Here is a 21553-nt window from a genome sequence, read left to right on the forward strand (position 1 = left end):
CATCCCGCGTCCCATACCGGGCGCCAGCCGGGGTCGATGTCGTCCAGGGCGTCACGCCGCCCCTCGGTGAGGGCCCCGGCCTCCAACCCGACCTGGAGGCCGGCCTTCCGTCGCTCGCGAAGCGTGTCCGCGACCTTGGCCGCCTTGCGCATGTTCGTCGCCCACTTGCCGAGCTTCCGTCCCTCCCACACGGCGGTCGCGGGCGGCAGGAAGTGCCCGTGCCGTCCAACTGCGCGCGCACTCCAGCCATCCCTCGAACGCTTCCTCCCGCTCCAGCGGATTCCACACCATGCGCAACGTGTTCAACTCCGCGACGCGGGACGGGTCGAACTTCCCCGCGGTCGAGCTTCCCCGCTGGGTAATACCTGCGCCGATTCAAGAGCGTTCTCAGCGCCAACCGCTGTACCGATATTCCCCAAGCCCGGTGATTTCCATGGGTTCGAGAGGGGCCCGGGAGCGGGCCGCGTACTGCGCAGAGCTATCCCCGGGCGGTGGGGCGCAGCTATCCCTGGGCGGTGGGGCGAACCACGATGTCACCCACATCGACACCGTCGGGCTGCTCGATGGCGAAGGCGATGGCGCGGGCCACCGCGTCCGGTGAAAGAGCGGTCTCCATCATCTTGCCGATCTGGTCCTTCACGGCCGGATCCATGCGCTCTGCGAAGTCCGTGCGGACGGCGCCGGGCGAGACGACGGTCACGCGCAGGCTGTCGCCGGCCTCCTGGCGCAGGCCCTCGGAGATGGTGCGCACGGCGTTCTTCGTGCCGGCGTACACCGACTGGAGCGGCACGATGCGCAGTCCGGCGGTGGACACGGTGTTGACGAAGTGCCCGAAGCCCTGCTCCCGGAAGACGGGAAGGGCTGCGGCGATTCCGTACAGCACCCCTTTGAGGTTGACGTCGATCATCTCCTCCCAGTCCTCGACGCGAAGGTCGTCCAGTGGGGAGATCAGACCGACCCCGGCGTTGCTGATGAGGACGTCCAATTTGCCGTACCGGTCGCGTGCCAGCTTGACGAGGCCGGACATGTCCTCGCGCCGCGTTACGTCCGTACGGGCCCAGACGGCTTCTCCGCCGGCCTTTTCGATGCGAGTGGCCAGAACCTCCAGACGGTCCCGGCGGCGTGCTCCGAGCACGATCTTCGCGCCGCGCTCGGCGAGCAGAAGCGCGGTCGCCTCGCCGATGCCACTGCTGGCGCCGGTGATCGCCACGACCTTGCCTTCGATTCCCGACATGATGATCGGTCCTTCCGGAAGAGGAATGAGGGCAGGGCCGTACCCATGCCCTACAGTCAAAGTGGAGGCGCCGCCACTTCACCGACACTAAATGGCGGTGCCTCCACTTAGCAAATGGAGAGCAGGGGAGAGCCGTCGATGGCCCGAAATGAAGGACGCCCACTGAGGGCTGACGCGCAACGCAACCGGGACAAGATCCTGGCGGCTGCGGTACGCGTGTTCACCGAGGAGGGACTGGACGCGCACTTCGAGCGCATCGCCGCAGAAGCGGGCGTGGGAACCGGCACCCTCTACCGCAACTTCCCGACACGAGAGGCCCTGATCGAGGCGGCATACCGCAACGAGGTGGCCCGGCTGTGTGACGCCGTCCCCGGCCTTCTGGCGACCATGCCGCCCTATGAAGCCCTGCAGGCCTGGACACGACGCTTCATCGACTACGCCACCGCCAAACTCGGCATGGCCGACGCCCTACGAGCCGTCGTCGCCTCGGGAACCAACCCATACGCCGACAGCCACGAGATGATTCAGACAGCCCTCTCCTCCCTCATGGACGCCAATACCGCTGCCAAAACGATCCGGACCGACATCCGCCCGACTGACATGTTCGCCGCCCTCGCAGGCATCGCCCTCACCTCGGCCAGGCCCGAGCAGCGAGAGCAGGCCGAACGCCTCCTCGACCTCACCCTGGACGGACTGAAGCTTGCGCCGCCTCGGCTCCCCGAGAAATGACGGCACAATCCAGTGGTTGCTGACCCGGTCGGCTACGTGGCGGTCCAGTTGTTGATCAGCAGATGCAGGTTCGCCGTGTGGGGCCACCGGCTGTGTCGGTGCTCCAGCCAGTCCAGCAGCAGTATCGGGGTGAGGCCGTCGAGTGGGCGTACTCGTCCGGCGATGGTCAGCCGACGGTTGCCGATGTCGAGGTGGTCGAGCATGGGGGTACCGATCCGGGCGACCCGGCGGTGTGCACCGCGGCGAAGGAGCATCCTCGCTCTGGCCGCTCGGATTTCACCGAAGAAGCGATCACGGCCCGGTCTGCTCGCTGAACGCACAGGCACGGCGGGCGGTGGCTCAGCGTCGGACCGGATGCCGTCCCCGGCCGCCCGGCAGGCCGGTGACGAGAACCGAAGCGTGGTCCGCCCGATCGGGCGCCCACCGAGCGGCGGCATCCAGCAGCAGTAGCGGTACCGCATCGGCCGGACCCGGCACGGCGAGCGCCCGGCCGAACTCCTCCTCCAGGGCGAAGCCGTGGAACGGCTCGTACGCCCCGTCCGAGGCCAGCAGCAGCCGGCACCCGGCCACACCCGGCCACCTGCCCGAGCTTCCGTTCCCCGATCTCCGGGCTCGGATCGGGACCTGCGAGGCTGGACGTCACGCCGCGCCGCCAATCCTCGGGGACGTCACGCGTCAGCAGCACCGGCTCACCGCCGTCCGGGCCCTGGAGGCAGGCGCGGGCGTCCCCGTACCAGGCGAGCGTGGCCGGCTTGCCCGGCACTGGTGCTCCTGCTCGGCACAGTCGTCAGCCTGGCCTGGGCTCCAGAGAGCCGCGAGACCTCACCGCGGAGGACTGGCATCACTGAGCGCTTGCCCTCGTCACGTTGAGACGAGGTGAACGACGAGGTCGGCGAGGAGGGCGTTGTGTGGTCGCTGCACCGTTCGAGGCACACCTGGGGCGGTGTGCCGGACTCGTGCCTCCGGCACGCACCAGGGTCGATACGGGCTCTTCCATCGATTTCCGGCCGTGCGGTTGTCCGGTGACCGGGCACCGGAGCCCGTGCGTCCGACAGGTGAGGCTGAGGCGACCTCTGCGCTGCCCGACGTTGTCAGTAGTGAGCAAGGTCGGGCAGATTCGGACGGGCTGGAGGGGGCGACCGGCTCCGGTGGGGCCCATGTGTACCGGCCGCACCGGAGGTGTACGTCCGCTGGCCTGCCCCTCTGCCTGGGCGGATTGGCCGGTAGCACACAGGGGGGAATGAACACTTCGGTGTTGAGGTGAGGGCCCAGCGTGTGCGTCGCCCGACGCCCCGCGACCTCTTCCAGAGAGGGGACGCTCATGGCGTTCCTCAGGCACAAGTCCACGGGGTTCCGCTGCGCGGTGGCGTGCCCGACCGGCCAGGGGTGGTCCGCGATGTTCCTGCGGCCCGGTAGTGCCGTGGGCGTCAGTGAGACGACTCTGCTCTTCGACGCGGCGACCCATGAAGCGTACGGGGGGCAGTTCGCCGACCTGGCCAAGTACGAGTACCAGGACTTCAAGTTGTATCCGGAGGCCGTGCTGCAGCTGCCCGACCACACGGACGGGGCGAAGCAGTACTTGTTCATCACCGGCGCGGAAAGCCTGCTCTACCGTGTGGGCACCGGAGCGGTGAAGCGTGAGCAGCTGGTGATGCGCTCCTGGGTGCCGGCGGAGTGGAAGAACAACGTCGATGCCCTGCTGCAGGCGCCCAACTCGTCGGCGAACGAGTGGCGCACCTACCTGTTCAAGGGCAGTCGCGTCATGACGTACAACGGGGGTGCCTCCTCAGCCGCCGTGGAGCGGGATGTGCTGATCACCGAGGGCCCGGACGCGGACGCGCCGGGCTGGGCCAGGCTTCCGGCCGATTTCCAGTCGGACCTCGACCACGTCGTCGCGCTGCCCCCCGCTTCCGGCGTACGCCGATCGCTGCTCGTCAAGGGAGCCGAGGGGATCGTCCTCAACTGGCGCACCGGCGTGGAGAAGTCGGGCGCGGTCACCTCGCTGATCACCGGCCTGGGCAAGCTTCCGACGACGTACACGACGCAGTACCTCCCCGTGTCAGGGACCTACCGGGCCACCAACGCCGGCCTGACCGTGGAAGCACGCGTCGACGTCGACGGAGTCGGCACGCTGTCCACCATCAGCGGCGACCTCTTCACGGAGTCGGGCGGGACCACCGCCTACTCCAACTCCTTCCGCTCCGCCGGTACGGAGGTGCAGTGGACCGGGACCTACATGGTGGTCACGGGCAAGGGACTCGCGTGGGCCACACCGCCGACCCGCCCCGCCACCATCGTCCAGCTCCTGATCCCTCTGACCGCAGCCGGCCAGCCGGCGTCTGCGGCCCAGTGGCTGTACCTGGAGGACGAGAGCCACTACTACGACAACTGGCGTGACGTGCCCAGGGTGTCCACGTACTTCCACACCATCGACTACGAGGTCGACACGGTGGTGGGCGAGTCCGCGATCGTCAGTTACGACACCTCCAAGGCCGCCGTACCTCCCGGGTACGCCAACCGGACGCTCACCGTGCCCTCCTCGTTCGCCGAGGCGGGCATCGAGCTGCGCACCTCCGGCAGCAACGTCATCTCCCTCAGTGGGGCGGACACGGACCTGCTGTGGTCCAAGCCCGAGCTGCACGCGGCGATGGTGGCGAACTTCGGCGGTTACGGTGACGTACCGCAGTGGAAGCTGTGGACCCTGGTCGCGGGCGGTTACGCCGACGGCGACAGCAAGAAGATCGCCGGGACCATGTTCGACACCATCGGCCTGCAACGGCAGGGCATGGCGGTGTTCATGGAGTGCAACACCCCCGGCACCAACGACGAGCTGCACACCTACGTCCACGAACTCGGCCACGCCTTCAACCTGATGCACTCCTTCTCCAAGGGGACGGCGTCCCCGCCCGCACCGTCGGGTCCCCTCGGCGGTTACGGCGACCTGTCGTGGATGCAATACCCGCACCTCTACCAGGGGGACAGCAGCGCGGCCGTGGACGAGCGGACCGCCGCGTTCTTCCGTGCCTTCCCGTTCCGGTTCACCGACGACGAGATCCGGCACCTGCGGCACGGCTTCTACCGGAACGTGGTCATGGGCGGCAACAACTTCGTGACCGGCGCCGCCAAGGAGCAGCCGTCCATGGAGTTGCTCACGCAGCCGCTGACCGATGAGTCCGGCCTCGTACTGGCGGTGGAGGGGCAGGCGGCCTTCGAGTACGGCGAACCGGTCGTCGCGCAGTTCAAGCTGTGCCGCACCGGCAGCCACGGCGATATCGCCGTGCTGCCCGAGCTGGACCCCGAGGCGGGGCACGTCACTGTCGCGATCACCGACCCCTACCACCAGACGCGCATGTTCCGGCCCCTCACTCGTACCTGCGGCAGGCACGAGACCACCACGCTCACCGCCGCGGCGCCCGCCGTCTACGCCGGCGTCTACCTCGGGTACGGCGCCGACGGGCTCTACTTCAGCGAGCCCGGCCTGTACAAGGTGACCGCCGCCTACCAGGCTCCCGACGGTTCGCACGTGGTCTCCGCGCCACGCACGGTCCGGGTCCGCCAGCCGCTCGCCCGTGCGGACCAGCAGGTCGGCGAGCTCCTGATGGGGGACGACCAGGGCCAGTTGCTGACGTTCCTCGGCTCCGACGCGCCTCAGCTCCAGAACGGCAACGACGCCTTGCAGGAGGTCATCGAGCGCCACGGCGACCATCCTCTGGCGGTGCACGCCCGACTGGCCCGCGGCGCCAACGCCGGCCGCAACTTCCAGCTCATCCGCGACGGCCGGCTCGTCGTCCGCGAACCCGACATCAAGGAGAGCGTCCAGCAGCTCGGCGCGGCCATCAACGCTTCCACCGGCGACGACGGCCTCGACAACATCACCCTCAACAAGGCGATGCGGCGCCTCGCCCGCGTCCACGCCAAGGACGGAAACCTCCTGGAAGCGGACGCCGTGCTCAACAAGATGGTCGCCACGTTCAAGGGCAAAAACCTCCCCGCGGCGGTCCAGAAGACGATCCGGGCGCAGGCGGAGGAGACCCGCGCGACGATCCACGCGCCCAGGCCCAAGGCCGGGGCGACTCACCGCAAAAAGAAGTGACCCGTGCCGGGAACCGGGAACCACGGGTTCCCGGCACGACCGCGGACGGCGCCGCGCACATTGCGCGGATGCACATCGCCGGACAAGAGTCGGCCTGGGTAAACGCTTGGCCACCGTCCTCACCGGCCTCCTCCAAGCCTGCAGCTGACACACCACCTGGTGGGCCGGCCCGAGCTCCCCTCGGCCCGGCCCACCGGCACGCCCCAGAGCCTGCCGCTCCGGGCTCAGCCGGCAGCTGCACGCTGGGCCTGGGCCCGGCCCGGGTGTGGGCCAGGCGTGCGGACTCTGTGGCCATCGCCTCGAATGAATCGTTCGGAGGTGAAGCAGGCCGCCGACGAGGTACCCCTGGCTGGGGTCCTTTTCCGACGTCCCCTTCCCGAACAGTACGGGCGCCTTTCCGCGCATACCGCTCTCCAGCGAGCCCTTTCAGCGTGGCCACCGATCGGGTGCCGGTGGCAGGGTGAGGGTGAGTCCGCAACGGACAAGTCCCCGGCGTCATAGCGCTGTCCGGCAGAGCGCCGAGGCTGTTCAGCCGCTACGGCCCGCTACGGCAGCGTGCTGGTCCAGCATCTTTCCGGCCGGCCACGGCGGCGGATCCTCGCGGGCCGCCGGCCATCCCAGCGGCTTCTACTTGGCCTTCAACGGGCGGCCAGTTCCGTAATAGCCAGCAGGTCCGGGCCAGGTGCCGGGCGGCTGGTGTCGCGTACCAGCGGGTGCAGCAGCGTGACCGGCAACGAGTCCGGCCCGGCCGGAGTGCCAGGTCAACTAGACGCTTCCTCCCGTCAGCGGTGGTGGCCCACAGTGGCGGGGAGAGCGCCCTCGATGAGGGCGGCGGCGATGGCGGCGGCGGCGGGGAAGGCATCGGCATCGAGGACCCGGGTGCGGGCCGCGGCGCCGTCGATGAGTAGCGCGAGCTGCTCGCCGAGCTGCTCGGGGTCGGCGGCGCCGGCCTCGCGGGCGGTGCCGGCGAGCCGCGCGGCAACGGCCTTCTTGTAGTCACGTGCGCACTGGGACGCGGGGTGCTGCGGGTCGTGGAGCTCCACGGCGGCAGCGATGTACGGGCACAGGGGGGTGGTGGGGGAGACGTCGAAGGCGGCGAGGAGCCGTTCGCGGGGCGTGAGGTCGGCGCGGTCGAACACACCGGACAGAACGGGGGGGCGAACCCGCGCAGGAACTCGGCGACGAGCTCGTCACGTCACCGGCGTCCAGGGCGACGCCGCCAACCTCGACGACCTGGACCGCCTGTACGACACCGTCAAGCGGGAGAAGGGAAGCCTCGACGTGCTGCGGGCCAGCGCCGGCGGGGGTGAGCCCGCCCCGCTCGGCGAGATCACCGAAGCCCAGTTCGACACCTGGTTCGGGCTCAACGCCCGCGGCACCCTGTTCACCGTCCAGAAGGCCCTCCCGCTCCTCAATGACGGCGGCTCCATCCTCATGACCGGCTCCAACGCCTCCCTCGGTGCCTTCCCCGGCTGGAGCGTCTACGCCGGCAGTAAGGCAGTCCAGCAGGCATGGGCCCGCGTCTGGCTCAACGAGCTCAAGGACCGCCGCATCCGCGTCAGCGTCCTGACCCCCGGCCAGGTCGCCACCGCCAAGCAGGCAGAGCTCTTCGACGAGGCCACCAAGCGTCAGTTCGAGTCCCTCATCCCCCGCGGCCAGATGGGCCGCCCCGACGAGATCGCCACCGCCGCCCTCTTCCTCGCCTCCGACGACTCCAGCTACGTCAACGGCATGGAACTCGTCGCCGACGGCGGCACCACCGCCCTCTGAACCGACCAACACACCACCAGGGCAGGACATCTCATGAGCAACATCAGCATCATCGGCACCGGGGACATGGCCCGCACCATCGGCGCGCGGGCGACAGCGGGCGGCAACACCGTCGAGATCATGGGCCGCGATCAGTCCAAGGCAGCCGACCTGGCCAAGGCTCTCGGCGGCGGAGCCACGACGGGAGAATGGGGAACCGCCCCGGCCGGGGACATCGTCATCGTGGCCCTGTTGCACGACGGCGTCGTGCCGGTCATCGCCCGGTACGGAGACGCTCTCGCGGGCAAGGTCATCGTCGACATCAGCAACCCCTTCAACTCCACGTTCGACGGGCTGGCCCACCGCGAGGAGACCTCCATCGCGCAGGCCAAGGCAAGTGTGGAGGCGTTCATCGAAAGCCTCGGGATGCGCCCGCTGGACGTCGGCGGCCTGAAAATGGCGCACTGGCTGGAAGGAGCGGGCGTGGTCACGGTGGGCCTCGCCAACCACGGGGTGGGAAACTTGAACTTCGCCCTCAGCATCACCGAGCTTCCCGTCTGACCAAGCGGTTGGCGGAACACCGAAGGGGCTCGCCATGAAGCTTGGTTTCACACTTCCCATAATCGGGCCCGCTATCAGCAGCGCAGCCGGCCCGAGCACGTTCTGCCGCGGGATCGAGGACCTTGGCTACGACACGCTGTGGGTCGGCGATCGCCTGGTCCAGCCGGTCGATATGCACAGCACCTGTCCGGGCAAAGAGCAGCCGTACCCGCCACAGATGAAGCGTTACCTCGACCCGGTGCTGCTGTGGATCTCGCCCGCGCTGCCGGGCCGCACTCACGACCTGACAGAGGCCCGCACCCACTGCATCATCCGGATCTGCGAACGCCAGGGCATCCCGATCCTCGCCGACCGCGCTTACCAGGGCGCCGGCCCCTGGGTGACCACCGGACTCAAACGCCCACGGGGCGGTGAACTACCCCTCACCCAGCGCACCGTCAACCGGGCCCTGGCCGCGACAAGGGCGCCGGTCCAACGCCGTATGGCACGGCTGAAGTCCTGGCAGATCTTCCGCAGATCCCGCATCAGCCCCAACCGCATGACCGTCATCGCCAAAGCTGCCCTCCCTCTGGAGAGGCAACGCTGAAAACGCTCACTGGTGAGCAGGTGGCTGCGGCGGGGCCAACAGCGACGTCGGGGCAGTGGGGGTGACGGGCCGGTGTTCCGAGTCTGCGCTATTGGGGGAGGGTGACCAGGATGCGGCCGTGGACACCGCCGGTGTCGACGTGGTCGTGGGCCTTGGTGATTTGGTCCAGCGGGTAGCGGTCGCGGACGTCGACGGTGAGGGCGCCGACGGCAGCGGCGGCGGTGAGGTCGCGGGCGGCCTGGCGCTTGGCCTCGGCGGGGAAGTCGTCGCTGCCGAGCAGCCGCAGGGTGACGTTGTTGAACAGCAGCGGCCAGAAAGGGATTTCGGTGCGGTCTGAGCGGGTGGCATAGGCGGCGATGACGGCATTGTTGGCGGCGACGGCGTTGTCGAGATCGGCGTTGTCGGACAGCGCGACCTCGATGATCCGGTCGACGCCCCGCGGGGCGTACGAGCGGATGGCAGCGGTGGGGTCGCTGGTATCCAGCGCGACGGCGTGGGCGACGGCCGGGTCGACGCGGTCGAGGTCCGCGGTGCGGCGGACGGTGGCGATCACAGTGGCGCCGGCCCACTGGGCAAGCTGGGCGGCCAGGGAGCCGACGCTGCCAAGGACTCCGTGGACCAGGACCAGTTGGCCGTCGACCGGGCCGTCGGCGAAGACGGCGCGGTGGGCAGTGATGCCGGGGATGCCGAGGCTCGCCCCCAGCTCGCCACTGAGGTGGTCGGGCAGGGGTGGGGCTTGGTGGTCGGGTACGACGGTGTACTGGGCGGCGGTGCCGAAGGGGCGGTAGGACTGGGCGCCGTATACCCAGACCCGTTGTCCGACGCGGTGGACGTCGACTCCGGCGCCCACGGCGTCGATGACTCCGGCGGCGTCGCTGTGCGGGATCACCCGCGGGAAGGGCATGGACGAGCCGAGCCAGCCGCGCCGTTTCTTGGTGTCGCCGGGGTTGACGCCCGAGACGGTGACGCGGACGCGGACGTCGCCATGGCCGGGGACGGGATCAGGGAGTTCACCGACGTGCAGGACATCGGCGGCGGGGCCCTGGGTGTCGTACCAGGAAGCAAGCATGGGGGTACCTCCGTGGACAGTCAGCTCGCGGGAGCAGCGGGCGCATGCGGATCGCTGTCGGTGTATCCGGTGTCGAATGCGGGCGGTTCCTCGCCGAGGGTCTCGCGCAGCCAGGTCCGTTCGGCGCGGCTGGTGGCGCGGGCGGTGAGCAGCATGCCCCGCCGGTAAGGGTCGGCGATCTCCTCGGCACGCAGGGGCCGCTCGTTGTCGTAGAAGAAACTCGCCGGTTCTTCCAGGAACTCCAGCCGTCTGCGCAGCACCGCGTGCTGTTCGGCCACGTCGGGCAGGTGGGAGAGGAATGCCAGGACGACGTAGAACCGGGGGAAGTCGGTGATCTCGTGGTCGGCGGGCTTTCGTAGACGCTGAAGCATTTCGGCCCGCCCGGCCGCAGTCGGGCTGAGCACGTACCGGGCAGCCCCCGCGGCCGGGTCGGCGCGCCGCTCGATCAAGCCCGTCCTGGTCAGGCGATTGATCGCCGGATACAGGCTGCCGTCACTGACCGGCCGCGTGTAACCGGTCAGCTGTGAGACGCGGCGGCGCAGCTCGTGTCCAGGCAGGGGCCCCTCGGCGAGGAAGCCGAGTATCGCGAGTTCCAGCATGAGTCCATCTTCGCACGCGAACATCGATTCGATGTGAACATCGAATCGATGTTACGCTCCCAGGTACCCGCCCCAAACGTCTCTGGAGAGGCACAGCAAGATGCCATCGCAGTCCACGGAGTCGGTGATGAACCGTTTCGTCGAGTTCATCAACACGGGCAACGAGGATCTCGCCCGCGAGGTCATTTCTCCGGACGCGGTGTTCCACGCGCCCAGCCACCCGGAACCGCTGCGAGGGCCCGATGGGTACATGGAAGTCATCGGGATGATGCGCGGCGCCTTCCCCGACGTCCAGTGGACGCTGGAGGAGACGGTCGCCGAAGGCGACACCGTGGCCGCGCGGTTCACCATGCGGGGAACCCACGACGGTGAATTCTTCGGGATCCCGGCGAGCGGCAGCAAGATCTCGGTGCAGGCCATGAACTTCTACTACCTGGCCGACGGCCGGATCGTCGGAGAACGGGGCCAGCCCGATCTCCTCGGGGTGATGCGGCAGATCGGTGCCGTACCGGCGCCGTGAACCTCGTAGCGCCGCGTGAGCCCGCTATCGCGCGGAACTGCCGCTGCCGGGAGGTACGTCGCCCCGGCAAAAGGGGAAGGCCCACACCGGCCCGCGGGCGGCCGACGCAGGTTCACTGCAAGAGGTTGGCCTTCCACATGACGCTCCTTGCCATCCAACCCAGTCGGCGCAGGCGGCCAGGGGGTTCGGGCCGAAAGAAGCGTCACGCGACTGCGTTGACAGCGCAGTTGGTCCGCGCAGGTCAGCGACTTCGGCCCGGCTAAATTCGCTGTCAAAGGACCGTCGTTGGGGTGGGGTGCCCGGCGTGTCTGCTTGCGTATTGCCCTGCCGGACAGCCTGCGTGGGAGCACAGCAGGCAGCCGGGGGCGGGTGGCGAGCGGTCGGGGGAGGGGGCCTCCTCGGAAGCGGTGCTGCCGACGGGGAGGGGCGCCGGGCGGCTGTATGCCGGCTGCTCACCCTGGACGCTCGGCGTGAGTTGAGGACGGCCCATGTGCGGTTGATGGCCTTGTCTTTGGGTGTTACCGAGCGCACGGTGTTCAACTGGCTGTCCGTGACACGCCGTGCGGGCCGGAGCGGGCCGCTGCCTCGTGCGAGGTTCACTGTGACACGGGAGATCCGGGACCTGCTCGCGTTGTGGGGCGGGAACGTCTCGGCTGTCCACTGTGAGCTGGTGTCCCGGGCGGCGCCGGGGGAGCGGGCCGGTCTGCGGGCGGGCGAGGCCGCACGGCGCGCGTATGACGTGTACGGCAAGCGCCCGCCCACGCACCGCAATGCGTGCTGGGAGGGCGATCACAAGCGGCTCCCGGTGCGGGTGGACGTCGAGGGCCAGGCGTTGTGCCCATGGGTGACGTGGTTCATCGATGTCGTGCCGAAGGCGGGCAGGCCCAGGTGGATGACTGACGGCTTGAGAGCGGAATCGAGTGGGGTCAACTTGCCCTCGAAGCCGGCCAGGCTGATCTCCAGGTCCTCGACCTCTCGGAGAGGTCCTCGACCTCTCCGAGCCAGCCCTCCCGCTGAGCTTCGGCGATCCGATCGAGCAGGTTGTCCCGGATCTCGATCAGACGAAGCGGTCCGTGCCGCGCTGCGCGGACCGATCAGCGCCTACACCGCAGCCGAGTGGCTGACCGCAGCCCTGGGCACCCCGCTCCCGGCATCCCGCTCCCGGCACCCGGCTCCCGGCTCCCGGCGCTCCGTCCGGCGGTGACGGCCCACCAGATCGGCGATCTGGTCCGCGCCGAACTCCTGGCCCACCTCGGCGACGAAGCGGAAGGACCGGACGTGCACCCCGAGCAAGTGGCAGCCCTGGCCCGCCGACACAGAACACCCCCACGTCACGGACACCTACGCAACGCAGAAGCCCAGGTCACCACCGACCCGGCCATTCCGAGACTCGGTAAAACCGACCTGGACCACGTGGTCCGCCTGGGATGGCTGCGCCCGTGCCGTACGGCCACGGTCACCTACGGCCGCTCTCGCGGTGGCCCCGCCGACGTCGACCTGTACGGCCGCCCTGGACGTCGCGCTGCTTCCCCTGTTCCGTCACGACGTTGACTGGGCCCAGCTCCGAGCAGTTGGCAAGGGCCGCCGCTCCCCGCTCGCCGCCCTCGTACCCGAGGAGGGTGAGCATTTGATGCAGCTGGCCGACATCGGGCGCATCGCGGGGGTGGGCCGGGCGGCTGCGGCCCAGTGGCGGCGCCGGCTCCCCGGCTTCCCCGCATCGTCCGGAGGAAAGGGGACGAACCCGTACCTCCGTACTGCCGACGTGATCCAGTGGCTCCTGGCCCACCGCAAGCTGACCATGCCCAGCGCCGCCTGCTGAGAGTCGTCGGCGTGGCTGCCCGCGGTGGGTTGTTGACGGGCAGTTACGCGGGGACGGCCGAGGACAGGGCTTCGTACCGGTGGAAGAGGCGTGGGGAGCTGATGGTGTCGATGAGTTCTTCGGCCTGGCCGAGCACTTCCCGCGCCTGATCGTCTTCGCCGTACTGGTGGACGGTGTCGGCGAGGTCGAGTACGGAGTAGAGGTGGTCGCGGGGGTAGTCGGGCGAGGCTGCCTCTACGCGGCGGCTCAGGAAGGGCACGGCGCGCGAGGGCTGGGCGCAGGCGAGCCAGGCCCGGCCGGTGGCGGCGTCGACGGAGTCCTTCGCCAGCCAGGCCGCCCACCAGGGCGTGTGTCCGTCCGGGGATGCGAGGTGGAGGAGTGCTTCGTCGCGGAAGCGCAGGAACCCTTCGGGGTCGTGTCGCTGCCCTGCGGCGTAGACGCGCCGGTCGGCGATCACCGCGGCCACCGCGGGGGGAAGCTGTGGGTGCGCGCGGCGATCTCGAGGAGCGCGGCGGCGTCGTTGTGGCCCAGCCAGGCGGCCCGGTAGGCGGCAGGTTCCGGCTGTCACTGAGGGAAGTCCTCGCCTCGGAGCGCAACCCCTCCACCGAGCACAGAGGGACCGCGCCATGACGTTGACCGAGGTTGGCGAACAGGTCCTTGAAACAATCGAGACTCTCGTCGACGTCCTGCCCGAGCTGCAGAGCACGGAAGCCAGGACCGCATACTGACCAACCATGACGTCGACGATTTCGAGCGAACCGAAGCGCGCAGCCACGATGGTGGTCGGACACCGTGTCTCCTACCTCGACTTCGGCGGCCCGGGCCACCCTCTGTTGGCCCTGCACGGGCACTTCGGAGAAGGCCGCACCTTCACGCATCTGGCCCGGGAGCTGGGCGACTCCTGGCGGGTCATCGCCCTCGACCAGCGTGGACACGGCCGATCCGACCGTCCTTCCGACTTCTCCCGCACCGGCTACGTCGAGGACGCGGCGGCAGCGCTGGAACATCTGGGGATCGACAACACGGTCGTAGTCGGCCACTCCCTCGGAGGAGTCAACGCCTACCAACTCGCGGCCCGGCACCCCGGGCTCGTGGGCGCACTGGTCGTCGAGGACATTGGCGCCGAAGTCGATGACGACCTCTCCTTCAGCCTGTCCTGGCCACACCGGGCACCGACCCGGGCCGCCCTCCTGGAAGAACTGGGCCCGTCGGCGAGCTACCTCACAGACGCCGTCCGTGAGTACGCCGACGGATGGGGACTCGCCTTCGACCCGAAGGACATGAACGCCTCACAGCAGCAGCTCAACGGCGATCACTGGGACGACTGGCTTGCGAGCGACTGCCCGGCCCTGCTCATCCGAGGCAGTCGCAGCACGGTGCTCAGCGCCGGGCACGCGAAGGACATGGCGGCACGGCGGCCCCGCACCCAGCTGGTTGAACTGCAGGCCGGGCACACCGTCCACGAGACCGTCCCAGCGGAATTTGCCGCAGCGATCGGGGAGTTCCTCAGCACGCTGTGAGGTTGCTGAACCAGGACATCTCGTCCAGCCGCCGCCTCTGAACGGTCACGTCACTTGGGCGTTCTCCCGGTGACGTCAACTTGGAGGTCGGACAGGACCCCAGCTCAGAGCATCGCGGTCGGTCAGAGAGATCGGCTCCCTACAGCACGCCTGCGCCCCCCCGGAGCGCACCGTGACCGCGTCGCACTGGAGCTCCCGGCCGCCCAGCCGTTGCCCCCGCGCGTACGGCAACACCGCTTTCACCTCGTGCTCCGCTTGATCGTGCCCGCCGCCCACCGCATCCCCAAAGGTCGAACTCCGCCCCGGCACCGGTTCACAACATCTCGGCAACGCCCCACGGGCCGCCCAGGTCGTTCAGCCACCGGTCAGGCAGCTCCCCGTCCCACCGCGCCGCAAGTCCGTAGCGGGAGCGGACGGTCGACAGGCGCTCCAGGACGATCAGCGACACCGGGCGCGCGAACAACTCGTACCGTCCATGCCTCGCGATCGCCGACTGCGGCCCGTACTCCGCGTACAGCCGTACCAACCGTTCTCGGTACCGGGCGACAAACTCCTCCAGCCGGGCCGGGTACGCCTCCCGTTCCGCCTCGGGGGTCACTGACCACAGGACGGGCAGGACCTCCTCGGTCATCCCGTCATCGAACCGCACGTGCACTGCGAACGCAGCGTAGGACCGCACCGCGACCGCCAGCACCTTGTCCGCGTCGCCTTCCCGCACGTCCTCCGCCGCCCGGTCCACCGGGCCACCCGTGTACGCATCCGTGCTCATGACGTGCTCCGTAAGTTGTTAGGCGGCCAGGGAGGGCCGGATGTGGCTGATGACGTGCTGCCAGTCGTGGCTCCGGAGGAGTGGCCATTGTGTCCGGGCGGGGTGGGGGAGGGGACTGGAAACAAGGCAGGTTCAGTCGGGCGGTACCGGCTGTGGCCGTGTTCGCGGGAGCGAGGCCACAGCGATGTTGTCCGAGGGAAGCGCCGGGCGGGCATGACAGGGCGCCGCGCGGAGCGGCGGCGCCACCACTGGGGTGGGCGGTGCCCGTGGGCACACCGCAGAGCAGCTCCCCCCCCCGCATGGAGCTCTTCGAGGACCTGCACACCCTCGTCCCGCTCCTGGGCCGCTCTCCGAACGCCACCGCCGCATCGTGTCGATGCGCTTCGGTCAGGAGTACACCCAGGCCGAGATCGGCGAGACGCTGGGCCCTCTCCCAGGTGCAGGTCTCCCGCCTCCTAGTCGGGATCCTCACCCGTCCTGGTCGGGATCCTCACCCGGCTCCGCACCTGGATGCTCACCGACGCCTGAACGGACTGCTCCTGAGGCCCCGCTATCCCTCTACTGCGGTGCCGGGCTGTCCAGAGGCGTAAGCGTGCTGCTGCCAGCGTTGCGTCCTGTTACGCGTCGTTGGGTTCTGGGGTGGGTTTGTGTACGGCCAGTTCGACGGTGAGGCGGATGCCCTGAGGGGTGCTGAGGTGCAGGGTGTAGGTGCCTTCGCGGGCGCCTGCGTGGAGTTCGGGGAGGGTGAGGAGTCCGTCCGGTCCGGTCGGGTGCAGCAGGAGTGTCCGGGCCGGGGTGCCGTCTTCCTTGGTGAAGTAGGGGCCTTCGTGGGTTGTTGGCGCGGTAGCACCGGCCGGTACGACGGCCGCGGTGACGCGGGTGCCCACGGCAGGACGTCCTCGCAGGGTGGCGTGGAGGCGTATGGGGCTGGTGAAGATGCTGCCGGTGTCGGCTGTGCGCGAGGGCTCGCCGAGGAGGGTGAGCGTATCGGCGGCTGTGGAGCGGTCGGTGACCAGAGCGCTGAATGCCGTGGTGGCCGTGCCGTTTCCGGGCAGCGTGACGCGGATCAGGGACCGGCCGGGAAGCGAACCGGCCGTGAGAACGGGAGCGGTCGCGGTCCCGTTGGCGGTGGTGATCACGGTGGCGGCGGTGACATTGCCGGGGAAGCGGACTCCGGCAGCACTGTCGAGGGTGAAGCGTACGCGCGGCGCGGTAGTGCGTACCCGCAGGCGCTCCCTGAAGGTCTCACCGGTGTCTGCGGTGACCGTTGCCGGGCTGATCCGGGCCAGCGCGTGCTGCTTGGCCTCCGGTTCCGGCGCAGGCGTGGGTGGGGGGTCAGGTGTCGGCTTCGGTCGTGGCGCCGGGACCACCGGTAGCGGGATACGGGCCGGTGCGGGCATGCTGACCGAGTCCGGAGTGCGGGCCGGGGGCGCTGCGATTCGAGGTGGCTGGGCGGGAAGGGTGTCGTGCCGTGGAACCGGCGCTGTGGCCGGCCCGTTGGGAATGCCGGCGATGTTGCCATTGCGGTAGGTCTGCATCCAGCCCAGCACCGTGGTGACGTACTCCCGCGAGCGGTTGTAACTGAGCACCGCCGCATCCAGCCCGCCCGCTGTGCTCAAGTCCCGGCCACCCGCGCAGAGATACAGGCCCGCGCCGAGCGCGGCGTCGTACATGTTGTTCGGATCCCGGCTCCCGTCCGCATTGCCGTCGGCACCCCATTGCTGCCAGGTGGAAGGGATGAACTGCAGTGGCCCGACCGCCCGGTCGAACTGCCTGTCACCGTCCCACCGCCCCTGCTCGGTGTCACGGATCAGCGCGAAGTCCCCTCCGTCCAGGCGCGGCCCGCGGATCGGCTGCACCGTACTCCCGTCCTCCTTCAGCCCGTACCCGCCGGCGTGCTGCGACTCCACCTTGCCGATACCGGCGAGGAGTTCCCACGGGAGCTTGCAGGAGGGCTGTGCCGCCAAGACTGCGGTGGCCGCTCGACGGTAGGCGTCCAGCGCAGTCGCGGGGATCCCCGTCCGGCCGTCGGCCTGTGGGAGGGGGAACTGCCCTGTTCGTGTCCCATGGGGGCGGTGGGCAGGGTTTTCATGCCGTTGCCACGGGGCTGCGCCTGCGGGCTGTTGGCTCCGGGTGCGGATTCGCCGGCTCCGGCGGTGGTGGTGCCCAGGACACCGCCCGCGCTGAGCGTAGCGATGAGGGTGGCGGTGCACAGACTGAGGCGGGAGAGGCGGAAGACCTGACGGCGGTGCAGCAGCACAGAGTTGTCCAGAGATTACGGAGGAGGAGGCGGGCGTTGGGCGGTGCCGGGGTCATGCCGGGCATCGCAGCGGCGGCGACGCGCCTGTGGGGCTCGGCGGTGCTGCCGCCCCTGCTGGGGGGCAGCACCGTGTGGATCAGGGGGCGAGGCTGTGCTCGCGGGGTGCCTCGTGGAAGGCGGGGTGCGGCTCACCGGCCGCGAGGTGGGATGCGGGAACGCTGACCCGGGGGATGCCAGCCGGCGGGTGCGGGTGCGGGTGCGGGTGCGCGGCCGGGGTCTGGGGGAGGGGCCGGGCGGCGCGACGGCGTCCGTTGCCCCGGGCAGGGGTGTTCTTGCGGACGTCGGTGATGCCGCGTTTGAGAGCCTTGTTGAGCCAGGCTCCCAGGGGGCGTTCGAGGTAGCGGTGGATGATCCATGCGGCTACGAGCATCAGCACGATCACACCGGTCACCAGTGGGAGGGCGGGGATGGGGAATCTCGCAAGACGCAAGGGAATTCGCGGCTTGGCATTCCAGTTGATAGTCCCGGCAGTGGCCGTGGTTGAAACTTCCAGGCGCCTCCTGTACGAAGCCGCACTGCAAGAACCTCTCGTGGGAACGACTTGGATCATCATCCGAATCCTGGCAATTGCCGCCATCGTGGCTCTTGTCGGAGCCGCGATATTCCGTCGGAAGGCGTCCCCCTCTCCGGCACCAACGCAGTCCTGATTACCCTGGATCGCTCATGAGTCCCCGTCGGTTCGCCAGCGGTGACTCTCGTGCGTGATGGGCTGGACGGCGCATTCTTGCCACTCAGGTCAGCCTGCCCACCCGATCTCGCGGATCTGAACCGTCCTGTCGACCGGCTCGTACTGCACCCAGGCCAGGTCGCTCCATGCCTCGCGGATCTCCTCGACCGAGCCCAGGTCCGCGACGCACGGCCACGCGTACGGGTCGCACCGTACGGTCTCGATCAGGGCTAGCACCTCGCCGAGCGCCTCCACCGGCAGCTCCGCCATCACCTCGAACACCATCGCGCCTCCCCTTGATCGCCAGTGGGAGGACGGTACGGCGAGCAGCAGACACACCGCGACCCCTGTGGATAACCCTGTCCACAGGGGTCGTCAGTGTGAGATCGGAGGCCGCCGGGGAGCGTCGCCCTCAGCGCCACTCCGGGGGTATGTTGGCGATCTGCCGCAGAAGATCCCAGTCTTTCGGGCGTTCGCGCGGCGACGACCAAGGCGCCCTCTGCCCCAGCCAGTACCCCCGGTACTCACGTACGTGGGACAGACTGACGTCCGAGATGTCGGACTCGTTGGAGCAGCATGGGCAGATGGCGGCGGTGGGCCAACCGCCTTCCCAGAAGCGTTCCTCGTCGTAGCCGCAGATCCGGCAGACGTCCTCCTCTTCAGGGCCGGGAGGCATGTCATCAGTGCTCGTGGTCACCTGCCAAGGATATTGCGGGGCTTTTCAGCCCGCGGCGGCCGGTAGCCCCCAGCGTGGCAACATCAACGCATGGGCATCTTCGCCTCCATCGCGCGTGGCCTCGGTAGTTTCCGCCCGCTGGCCGACGCGGAACGCGAAGACGGGCGCGAGGTGCTGCGACAGCGTTACGGATCTAGCGGCGATATCAACGAGGCGTCGAAACTCTACGACGAGCTGCACCGCTACGACGAAGAGATGACGCGCCGTGCAAACGAGGCCTGTGCCCGCGAGAACCCGAACCCACCAGAGCCCAGGCATCGCGAGCACGGGTGGTAACTGCCGAACGACGACTAGTACTCCAGCAGGAGTTTGCTGTCTGACCTGGAATGATGTCGGGCGGCTGGAGTGTAGCGGGACGGTCGAGGGTCAGGGGCGGTCTCGAAGAGACCGCCCCTCGATCGTGCGACAGCGTCACTGGTAGTGGCAGCGCCGGGGCAGCCTTCTCACGTGATCACCGAGCATGCTGCCGCGCAGTGGGACCTGGAACTGGACGACCTCTTCGTCACCATCGGCCACCGTTTCGGCCGTGTCGAGCTTCGTCGCCGCATGCGCGACTACGTACGCGGTCTGCTCGCCCCGGTGGTTCGCAAGAACAGCTGGCAGCTGGCCGAGCAGGCCGGCCATCCCACTCCCGACGGTCTGCAGCACCTGCTCGCCGGTGCGAAGTGGGAGCCTGACGACATCCGCGACGAACCTGCAGGGATACGTCGCCGACAAGCTCGGCGAGGACAACGGAGTCCTCATCATCGACGACACCGGTTTCGTCAAGAAGGGCGCCACCTCCGCCGGGGTCCAGCGCCAGTACTCCGGGACCGCCGGACGCACCGAGAACTGCCAGATCGGCGTCTTCGCCGCCTGCGCCACCACCCGTGGCCGGGCCCTGGCCGAACGCGATCTCTACCTGTCCAAGTCCTGGGCCGAGGACCGGGAACGCTGCCGCGCCGCAAGGGTCCCCGACGAGCGGGAGTGCGTCACGAAGGGCGAACTGGCCCGGCGCCTGGTGCTGCGATGCCTTGCCTCGCCGCTGCCCGTCGCCTGGGTGACCGCGGATTCCGCCGACGGGTAGGAGAGCCGCTTCCGTCGGCTGCTGGAACAGTCGGGCTTCGGTTACGTGCTGCCCGTGCCCAAGTCCCAATCCACCGTGGGCTGTCCCCGCATCGACGGCTTGTTCGCGCGGGCGCCCAACGAGGCGTGGGAGAAGATCTCGTGCGGTGACGGCGTGAAAGGGCCACGCGTCTATCACTGGGATGCGGTGCAGCTGCCGGCCGTCGCCGAGTTCGACTATCAGGGCGAAGTGCCCTACTGGACGCGATGGGTGCTGGCCCGTCGCAGCATCCGCAAGCCCGACGAGATCGCCTACTACCTCGCCTACGCCCCCTTGGAGACCACCGTTCAGGAGCTGGTGCGGATCGCTGGGACGTGCTGGGCGATCGAGGAGTGCTTCCAGGCCGCGAAGAACGAGTGCGGCCTGGACCAGTACGAAGTCCGTCGCTACGTCGGCTGGTACCGGCACATTACCCTCGCCATGCTTGCGCACGCTTCCTGGCTTCCACGGCACACCAACCCCGGGAAAAGGGGGCGGAACTGGTGAGACAGCCGAGACCATCGAGCTCACAGTGGCGGAGATTCGACGACTCCTGGCAGCTTGTCGTCCCCAGCCCGGGCACCTGCGCGGACACCGAGGCCGACGCCACGCGCTGAACTGGTCGAACTGGCGCCGCCAACGCCAGGCAGTCGCCCGGCGCTGCCACAACCAGCGACGCTGTCGCACGATCGAGGGGCGGTCTCTTCGGGACCGCCCTTAACCCTCGACCGTCCCGCTACACTCCAGCCGCCCGGCATCATCCCAGGTCAGACAGCAATTCCTGCTGGAGTACTAGGGCCTGTCCGGCCGATCATGAGGTGCGTAGTCTTGCCTCACTGCGCGAACTCGCACCGACCGTCACCCGCCGGATCCAGTTCCGCGCCCGCCCCCGACCCGGGACCCTCGCCACGAACTGTTCCGCGCCCGGGGCCTGCAGGGTCGCCCGCCCGCCCGCGCACGCGGTCGAGTTCGACCGGATGCTGCGCGGCGCCCTGGAAGAGCCCGGGTCCTAGCGTGCGACGAGGCCCAGTGGCTGTCGAAGCTGTGCTTCGAGTACCTGCGCTACCTGTGGGTGGCTGTGTCAGTGACAAATGGGGTCAGGCGCATATTCCGTGAGGACGATCACCGGCGTTTCCGTGCGGTGACGTAGCGTCACCTGGGACCGTGGTGCGGTGTGATGACCTCGTCCGTGTGCTGTTCCCGTACCTCGATTCCGTGCTGGTGAAGCGGGTCTTTCCCGTGGACGGGACGGTCCACATCAGAGCCAGTACCGGGGACGACGACGTGTCGTGTCCGGGCTGTGCGGTGGTCTCGGGGCGGGTGCGCAGTACCTACGAGAGGCGCCTCGCTGACAGCCCGGTGGGTGACCAGGCGGTGTTGATTGAGCTGACGGTCCGCCGCCGGTACTGCGAGAACACCGTGTGTCCGCGTCGTACGTTCGTCGAGCAGGCCGAGGGACTGACGGTGCGGTACGGGCGGCGCACCCGGCAAAGCGCTG

23 protein-coding genes and 3 pseudogenes are annotated in these 21553 nt (G+C 69.0%); 13 read left to right on the forward strand and 13 right to left on the reverse strand.

Annotated features, from left to right (window positions below):
* Positions 1 to 502: 502 nt before the first annotated feature.
* On the reverse strand, positions 503 to 1234 hold the full coding sequence (locus tag AB0D18_RS36600) for an SDR family oxidoreductase (RefSeq protein ID WP_362428994.1): 732 nt from the start codon (positions 1232 to 1234) through the stop codon (positions 503 to 505).
* Between the two features lie 138 nt (positions 1235 to 1372).
* Here AB0D18_RS36600 and AB0D18_RS36605 point away from each other — a divergent pair, with 138 nt between their 5' ends.
* Positions 1373 to 1963 carry a helix-turn-helix domain-containing protein gene (locus AB0D18_RS36605; RefSeq protein WP_362428997.1) on the forward strand — a complete coding sequence of 197 codons (591 nt, stop codon included), beginning with the start codon at positions 1373 to 1375 and terminating at the stop codon, positions 1961 to 1963.
* Positions 1964 to 1995: 32 nt separating this feature from the next.
* On the opposite strand, the gene AB0D18_RS36610 is transcribed toward AB0D18_RS36605, so the two are convergent.
* Entirely contained in the window at positions 1996 to 2217 is a 222-nt protein-coding gene (locus AB0D18_RS36610) for a hypothetical protein (protein WP_362428999.1), read from the reverse strand.
* Between the two features lie 85 nt (positions 2218 to 2302).
* A complete protein-coding gene (locus tag AB0D18_RS36615) occupies positions 2303 to 2533 on the reverse strand; it encodes a hypothetical protein (protein ID WP_362429002.1) in 231 nt (76 codons plus the stop codon).
* A gap of 751 nt (positions 2534 to 3284) precedes the next feature.
* Between AB0D18_RS36615 and AB0D18_RS36620 the strand changes: the two genes are divergently transcribed.
* Complete coding sequence (locus tag AB0D18_RS36620; protein WP_362429004.1) at positions 3285 to 6056, forward strand: hypothetical protein; 2772 nt, start codon at positions 3285 to 3287, stop codon at positions 6054 to 6056.
* A gap of 782 nt (positions 6057 to 6838) precedes the next feature.
* On the opposite strand, the gene AB0D18_RS36625 is transcribed toward AB0D18_RS36620, so the two are convergent.
* Positions 6839 to 7195, reverse strand: a complete 357-nt coding sequence (locus AB0D18_RS36625) for a hypothetical protein (RefSeq protein WP_362429063.1) — start codon at positions 7193 to 7195, stop codon at positions 6839 to 6841.
* On the opposite strand from AB0D18_RS36625, the gene AB0D18_RS36630 reads away from it, so the two are divergent.
* The 3 genes and pseudogenes from AB0D18_RS36630 to AB0D18_RS36640 form a co-directional block, all read left to right on the forward strand.
* Positions 7110 to 7826, forward strand: a complete 717-nt coding sequence (locus AB0D18_RS36630) for an SDR family oxidoreductase (protein WP_362429007.1) — start codon at positions 7110 to 7112, stop codon at positions 7824 to 7826. The genes AB0D18_RS36625 and AB0D18_RS36630 overlap by 86 nt on opposite strands.
* A 33-nt stretch (positions 7827 to 7859) precedes the next feature.
* Positions 7860 to 8366: an NAD(P)-binding domain-containing protein gene (locus AB0D18_RS36635; protein WP_362429010.1), complete on the forward strand. Its 507-nt coding sequence runs from the start codon at positions 7860 to 7862 to the stop codon at positions 8364 to 8366.
* Positions 8367 to 8607: 241 nt separating this feature from the next.
* Positions 8608 to 8952: pseudogene (locus AB0D18_RS36640) on the forward strand (transposase family protein); the annotation flags it as partial.
* A gap of 88 nt (positions 8953 to 9040) precedes the next feature.
* On the opposite strand, the gene AB0D18_RS36645 reads toward AB0D18_RS36640, so the two are convergent.
* Together AB0D18_RS36645 and AB0D18_RS36650 are read right to left on the reverse strand one after the other, a co-directional pair.
* A complete protein-coding gene (locus tag AB0D18_RS36645) occupies positions 9041 to 10021 on the reverse strand; it encodes an NADPH:quinone reductase (RefSeq protein WP_362429013.1) in 981 nt (326 codons plus the stop codon).
* Positions 10022 to 10041: 20 nt separating this feature from the next.
* Positions 10042 to 10620 carry a PadR family transcriptional regulator gene (locus AB0D18_RS36650; protein WP_362429016.1) on the reverse strand — a complete coding sequence of 193 codons (579 nt, stop codon included), beginning with the start codon at positions 10618 to 10620 and terminating at the stop codon, positions 10042 to 10044.
* Positions 10621 to 10747: 127 nt separating this feature from the next.
* Between AB0D18_RS36650 and AB0D18_RS36655 the strand changes: the two genes are divergently transcribed.
* The gene (locus AB0D18_RS36655; RefSeq protein WP_362429019.1) at positions 10748 to 11140 is read left to right on the forward strand and encodes an ester cyclase; all 393 of its coding nucleotides are present in this window, start codon (positions 10748 to 10750) and stop codon (positions 11138 to 11140) included.
* 1101 nt (positions 11141 to 12241) lie between these two features.
* Here AB0D18_RS36655 and AB0D18_RS36660 read toward each other — a convergent pair.
* Complete coding sequence (locus AB0D18_RS36660) at positions 12242 to 12457, reverse strand: hypothetical protein (protein ID WP_362429022.1); 216 nt, start codon at positions 12455 to 12457, stop codon at positions 12242 to 12244.
* A gap of 160 nt (positions 12458 to 12617) precedes the next feature.
* Between AB0D18_RS36660 and AB0D18_RS36665 the strand changes: the two genes are divergently transcribed.
* A complete protein-coding gene (locus AB0D18_RS36665) occupies positions 12618 to 12959 on the forward strand; it encodes a hypothetical protein (RefSeq protein ID WP_362429025.1) in 342 nt (113 codons plus the stop codon).
* A 43-nt stretch (positions 12960 to 13002) separates the two neighbouring features.
* Here AB0D18_RS36665 and AB0D18_RS36670 read toward each other — a convergent pair whose 3' ends face one another.
* Positions 13003 to 13425, reverse strand: a complete 423-nt coding sequence (locus AB0D18_RS36670) for a hypothetical protein (protein ID WP_362429028.1) — start codon at positions 13423 to 13425, stop codon at positions 13003 to 13005.
* A gap of 268 nt (positions 13426 to 13693) precedes the next feature.
* Between AB0D18_RS36670 and AB0D18_RS36675 the strand changes: the two genes are divergently transcribed.
* Positions 13694 to 14479, forward strand: coding sequence for an alpha/beta hydrolase (locus tag AB0D18_RS36675; RefSeq protein ID WP_362429031.1), 786 nt, complete (start codon positions 13694 to 13696; stop codon positions 14477 to 14479).
* Between the two features lie 313 nt (positions 14480 to 14792).
* On the opposite strand, the gene AB0D18_RS36680 is transcribed toward AB0D18_RS36675, so the two are convergent.
* Positions 14793 to 15248 (reverse strand): hypothetical protein, encoded by a 456-nt coding sequence (locus tag AB0D18_RS36680; protein ID WP_362429033.1) that lies wholly within the window; start codon positions 15246 to 15248, stop codon positions 14793 to 14795.
* 293 nt (positions 15249 to 15541) lie between these two features.
* Here AB0D18_RS36680 and AB0D18_RS36685 point away from each other — a divergent pair.
* Positions 15542 to 15706 (forward strand): annotated as a pseudogene (locus tag AB0D18_RS36685) (sigma factor-like helix-turn-helix DNA-binding protein); the annotation flags it as partial.
* Between the two features lie 159 nt (positions 15707 to 15865).
* Here AB0D18_RS36685 and AB0D18_RS36690 read toward each other — a convergent pair.
* The 4 genes from AB0D18_RS36690 to AB0D18_RS36705 form a co-directional block, all read right to left on the reverse strand.
* Positions 15866 to 17215: a lytic transglycosylase domain-containing protein gene (locus tag AB0D18_RS36690; RefSeq protein WP_362429035.1), complete on the reverse strand. Its 1350-nt coding sequence runs from the start codon at positions 17213 to 17215 to the stop codon at positions 15866 to 15868.
* 429 nt (positions 17216 to 17644) lie between these two features.
* On the reverse strand, positions 17645 to 17959 hold the full coding sequence (locus tag AB0D18_RS36695; RefSeq protein ID WP_362429038.1) for a hypothetical protein: 315 nt from the start codon (positions 17957 to 17959) through the stop codon (positions 17645 to 17647).
* Between the two features lie 345 nt (positions 17960 to 18304).
* Positions 18305 to 18520 (reverse strand): hypothetical protein, encoded by a 216-nt coding sequence (locus AB0D18_RS36700; RefSeq protein ID WP_362429041.1) that lies wholly within the window; start codon positions 18518 to 18520, stop codon positions 18305 to 18307.
* A 127-nt stretch (positions 18521 to 18647) separates the two neighbouring features.
* Positions 18648 to 18911, reverse strand: coding sequence for a hypothetical protein (locus AB0D18_RS36705; protein ID WP_362429058.1), 264 nt, complete (start codon positions 18909 to 18911; stop codon positions 18648 to 18650).
* Between the two features lie 90 nt (positions 18912 to 19001).
* On the opposite strand from AB0D18_RS36705, the gene AB0D18_RS36710 reads away from it, so the two are divergent.
* From AB0D18_RS36710 to AB0D18_RS36725, 4 genes and pseudogenes are all read left to right on the forward strand, one after another.
* Positions 19002 to 19247, forward strand: a complete 246-nt coding sequence (locus AB0D18_RS36710) for a hypothetical protein (protein WP_362429044.1) — start codon at positions 19002 to 19004, stop codon at positions 19245 to 19247.
* 204 nt (positions 19248 to 19451) lie between these two features.
* Positions 19452 to 20562, forward strand: a pseudogene (locus tag AB0D18_RS36715) (IS701 family transposase).
* A gap of 311 nt (positions 20563 to 20873) precedes the next feature.
* Positions 20874 to 21068 (forward strand): hypothetical protein, encoded by a 195-nt coding sequence (locus AB0D18_RS36720; protein ID WP_362429047.1) that lies wholly within the window; start codon positions 20874 to 20876, stop codon positions 21066 to 21068.
* Positions 21069 to 21219: 151 nt separating this feature from the next.
* On the forward strand, positions 21220 to 21553 hold a 334-nt coding region (locus tag AB0D18_RS36725; RefSeq protein WP_362429049.1), incomplete at its 3' end, for a transposase family protein.

It is taken from the genome of Streptomyces sp. NPDC048442, assembly GCF_040651475.1.
In the GTDB taxonomy this organism is placed as follows: domain Bacteria; phylum Actinomycetota; class Actinomycetes; order Streptomycetales; family Streptomycetaceae; genus Streptomyces.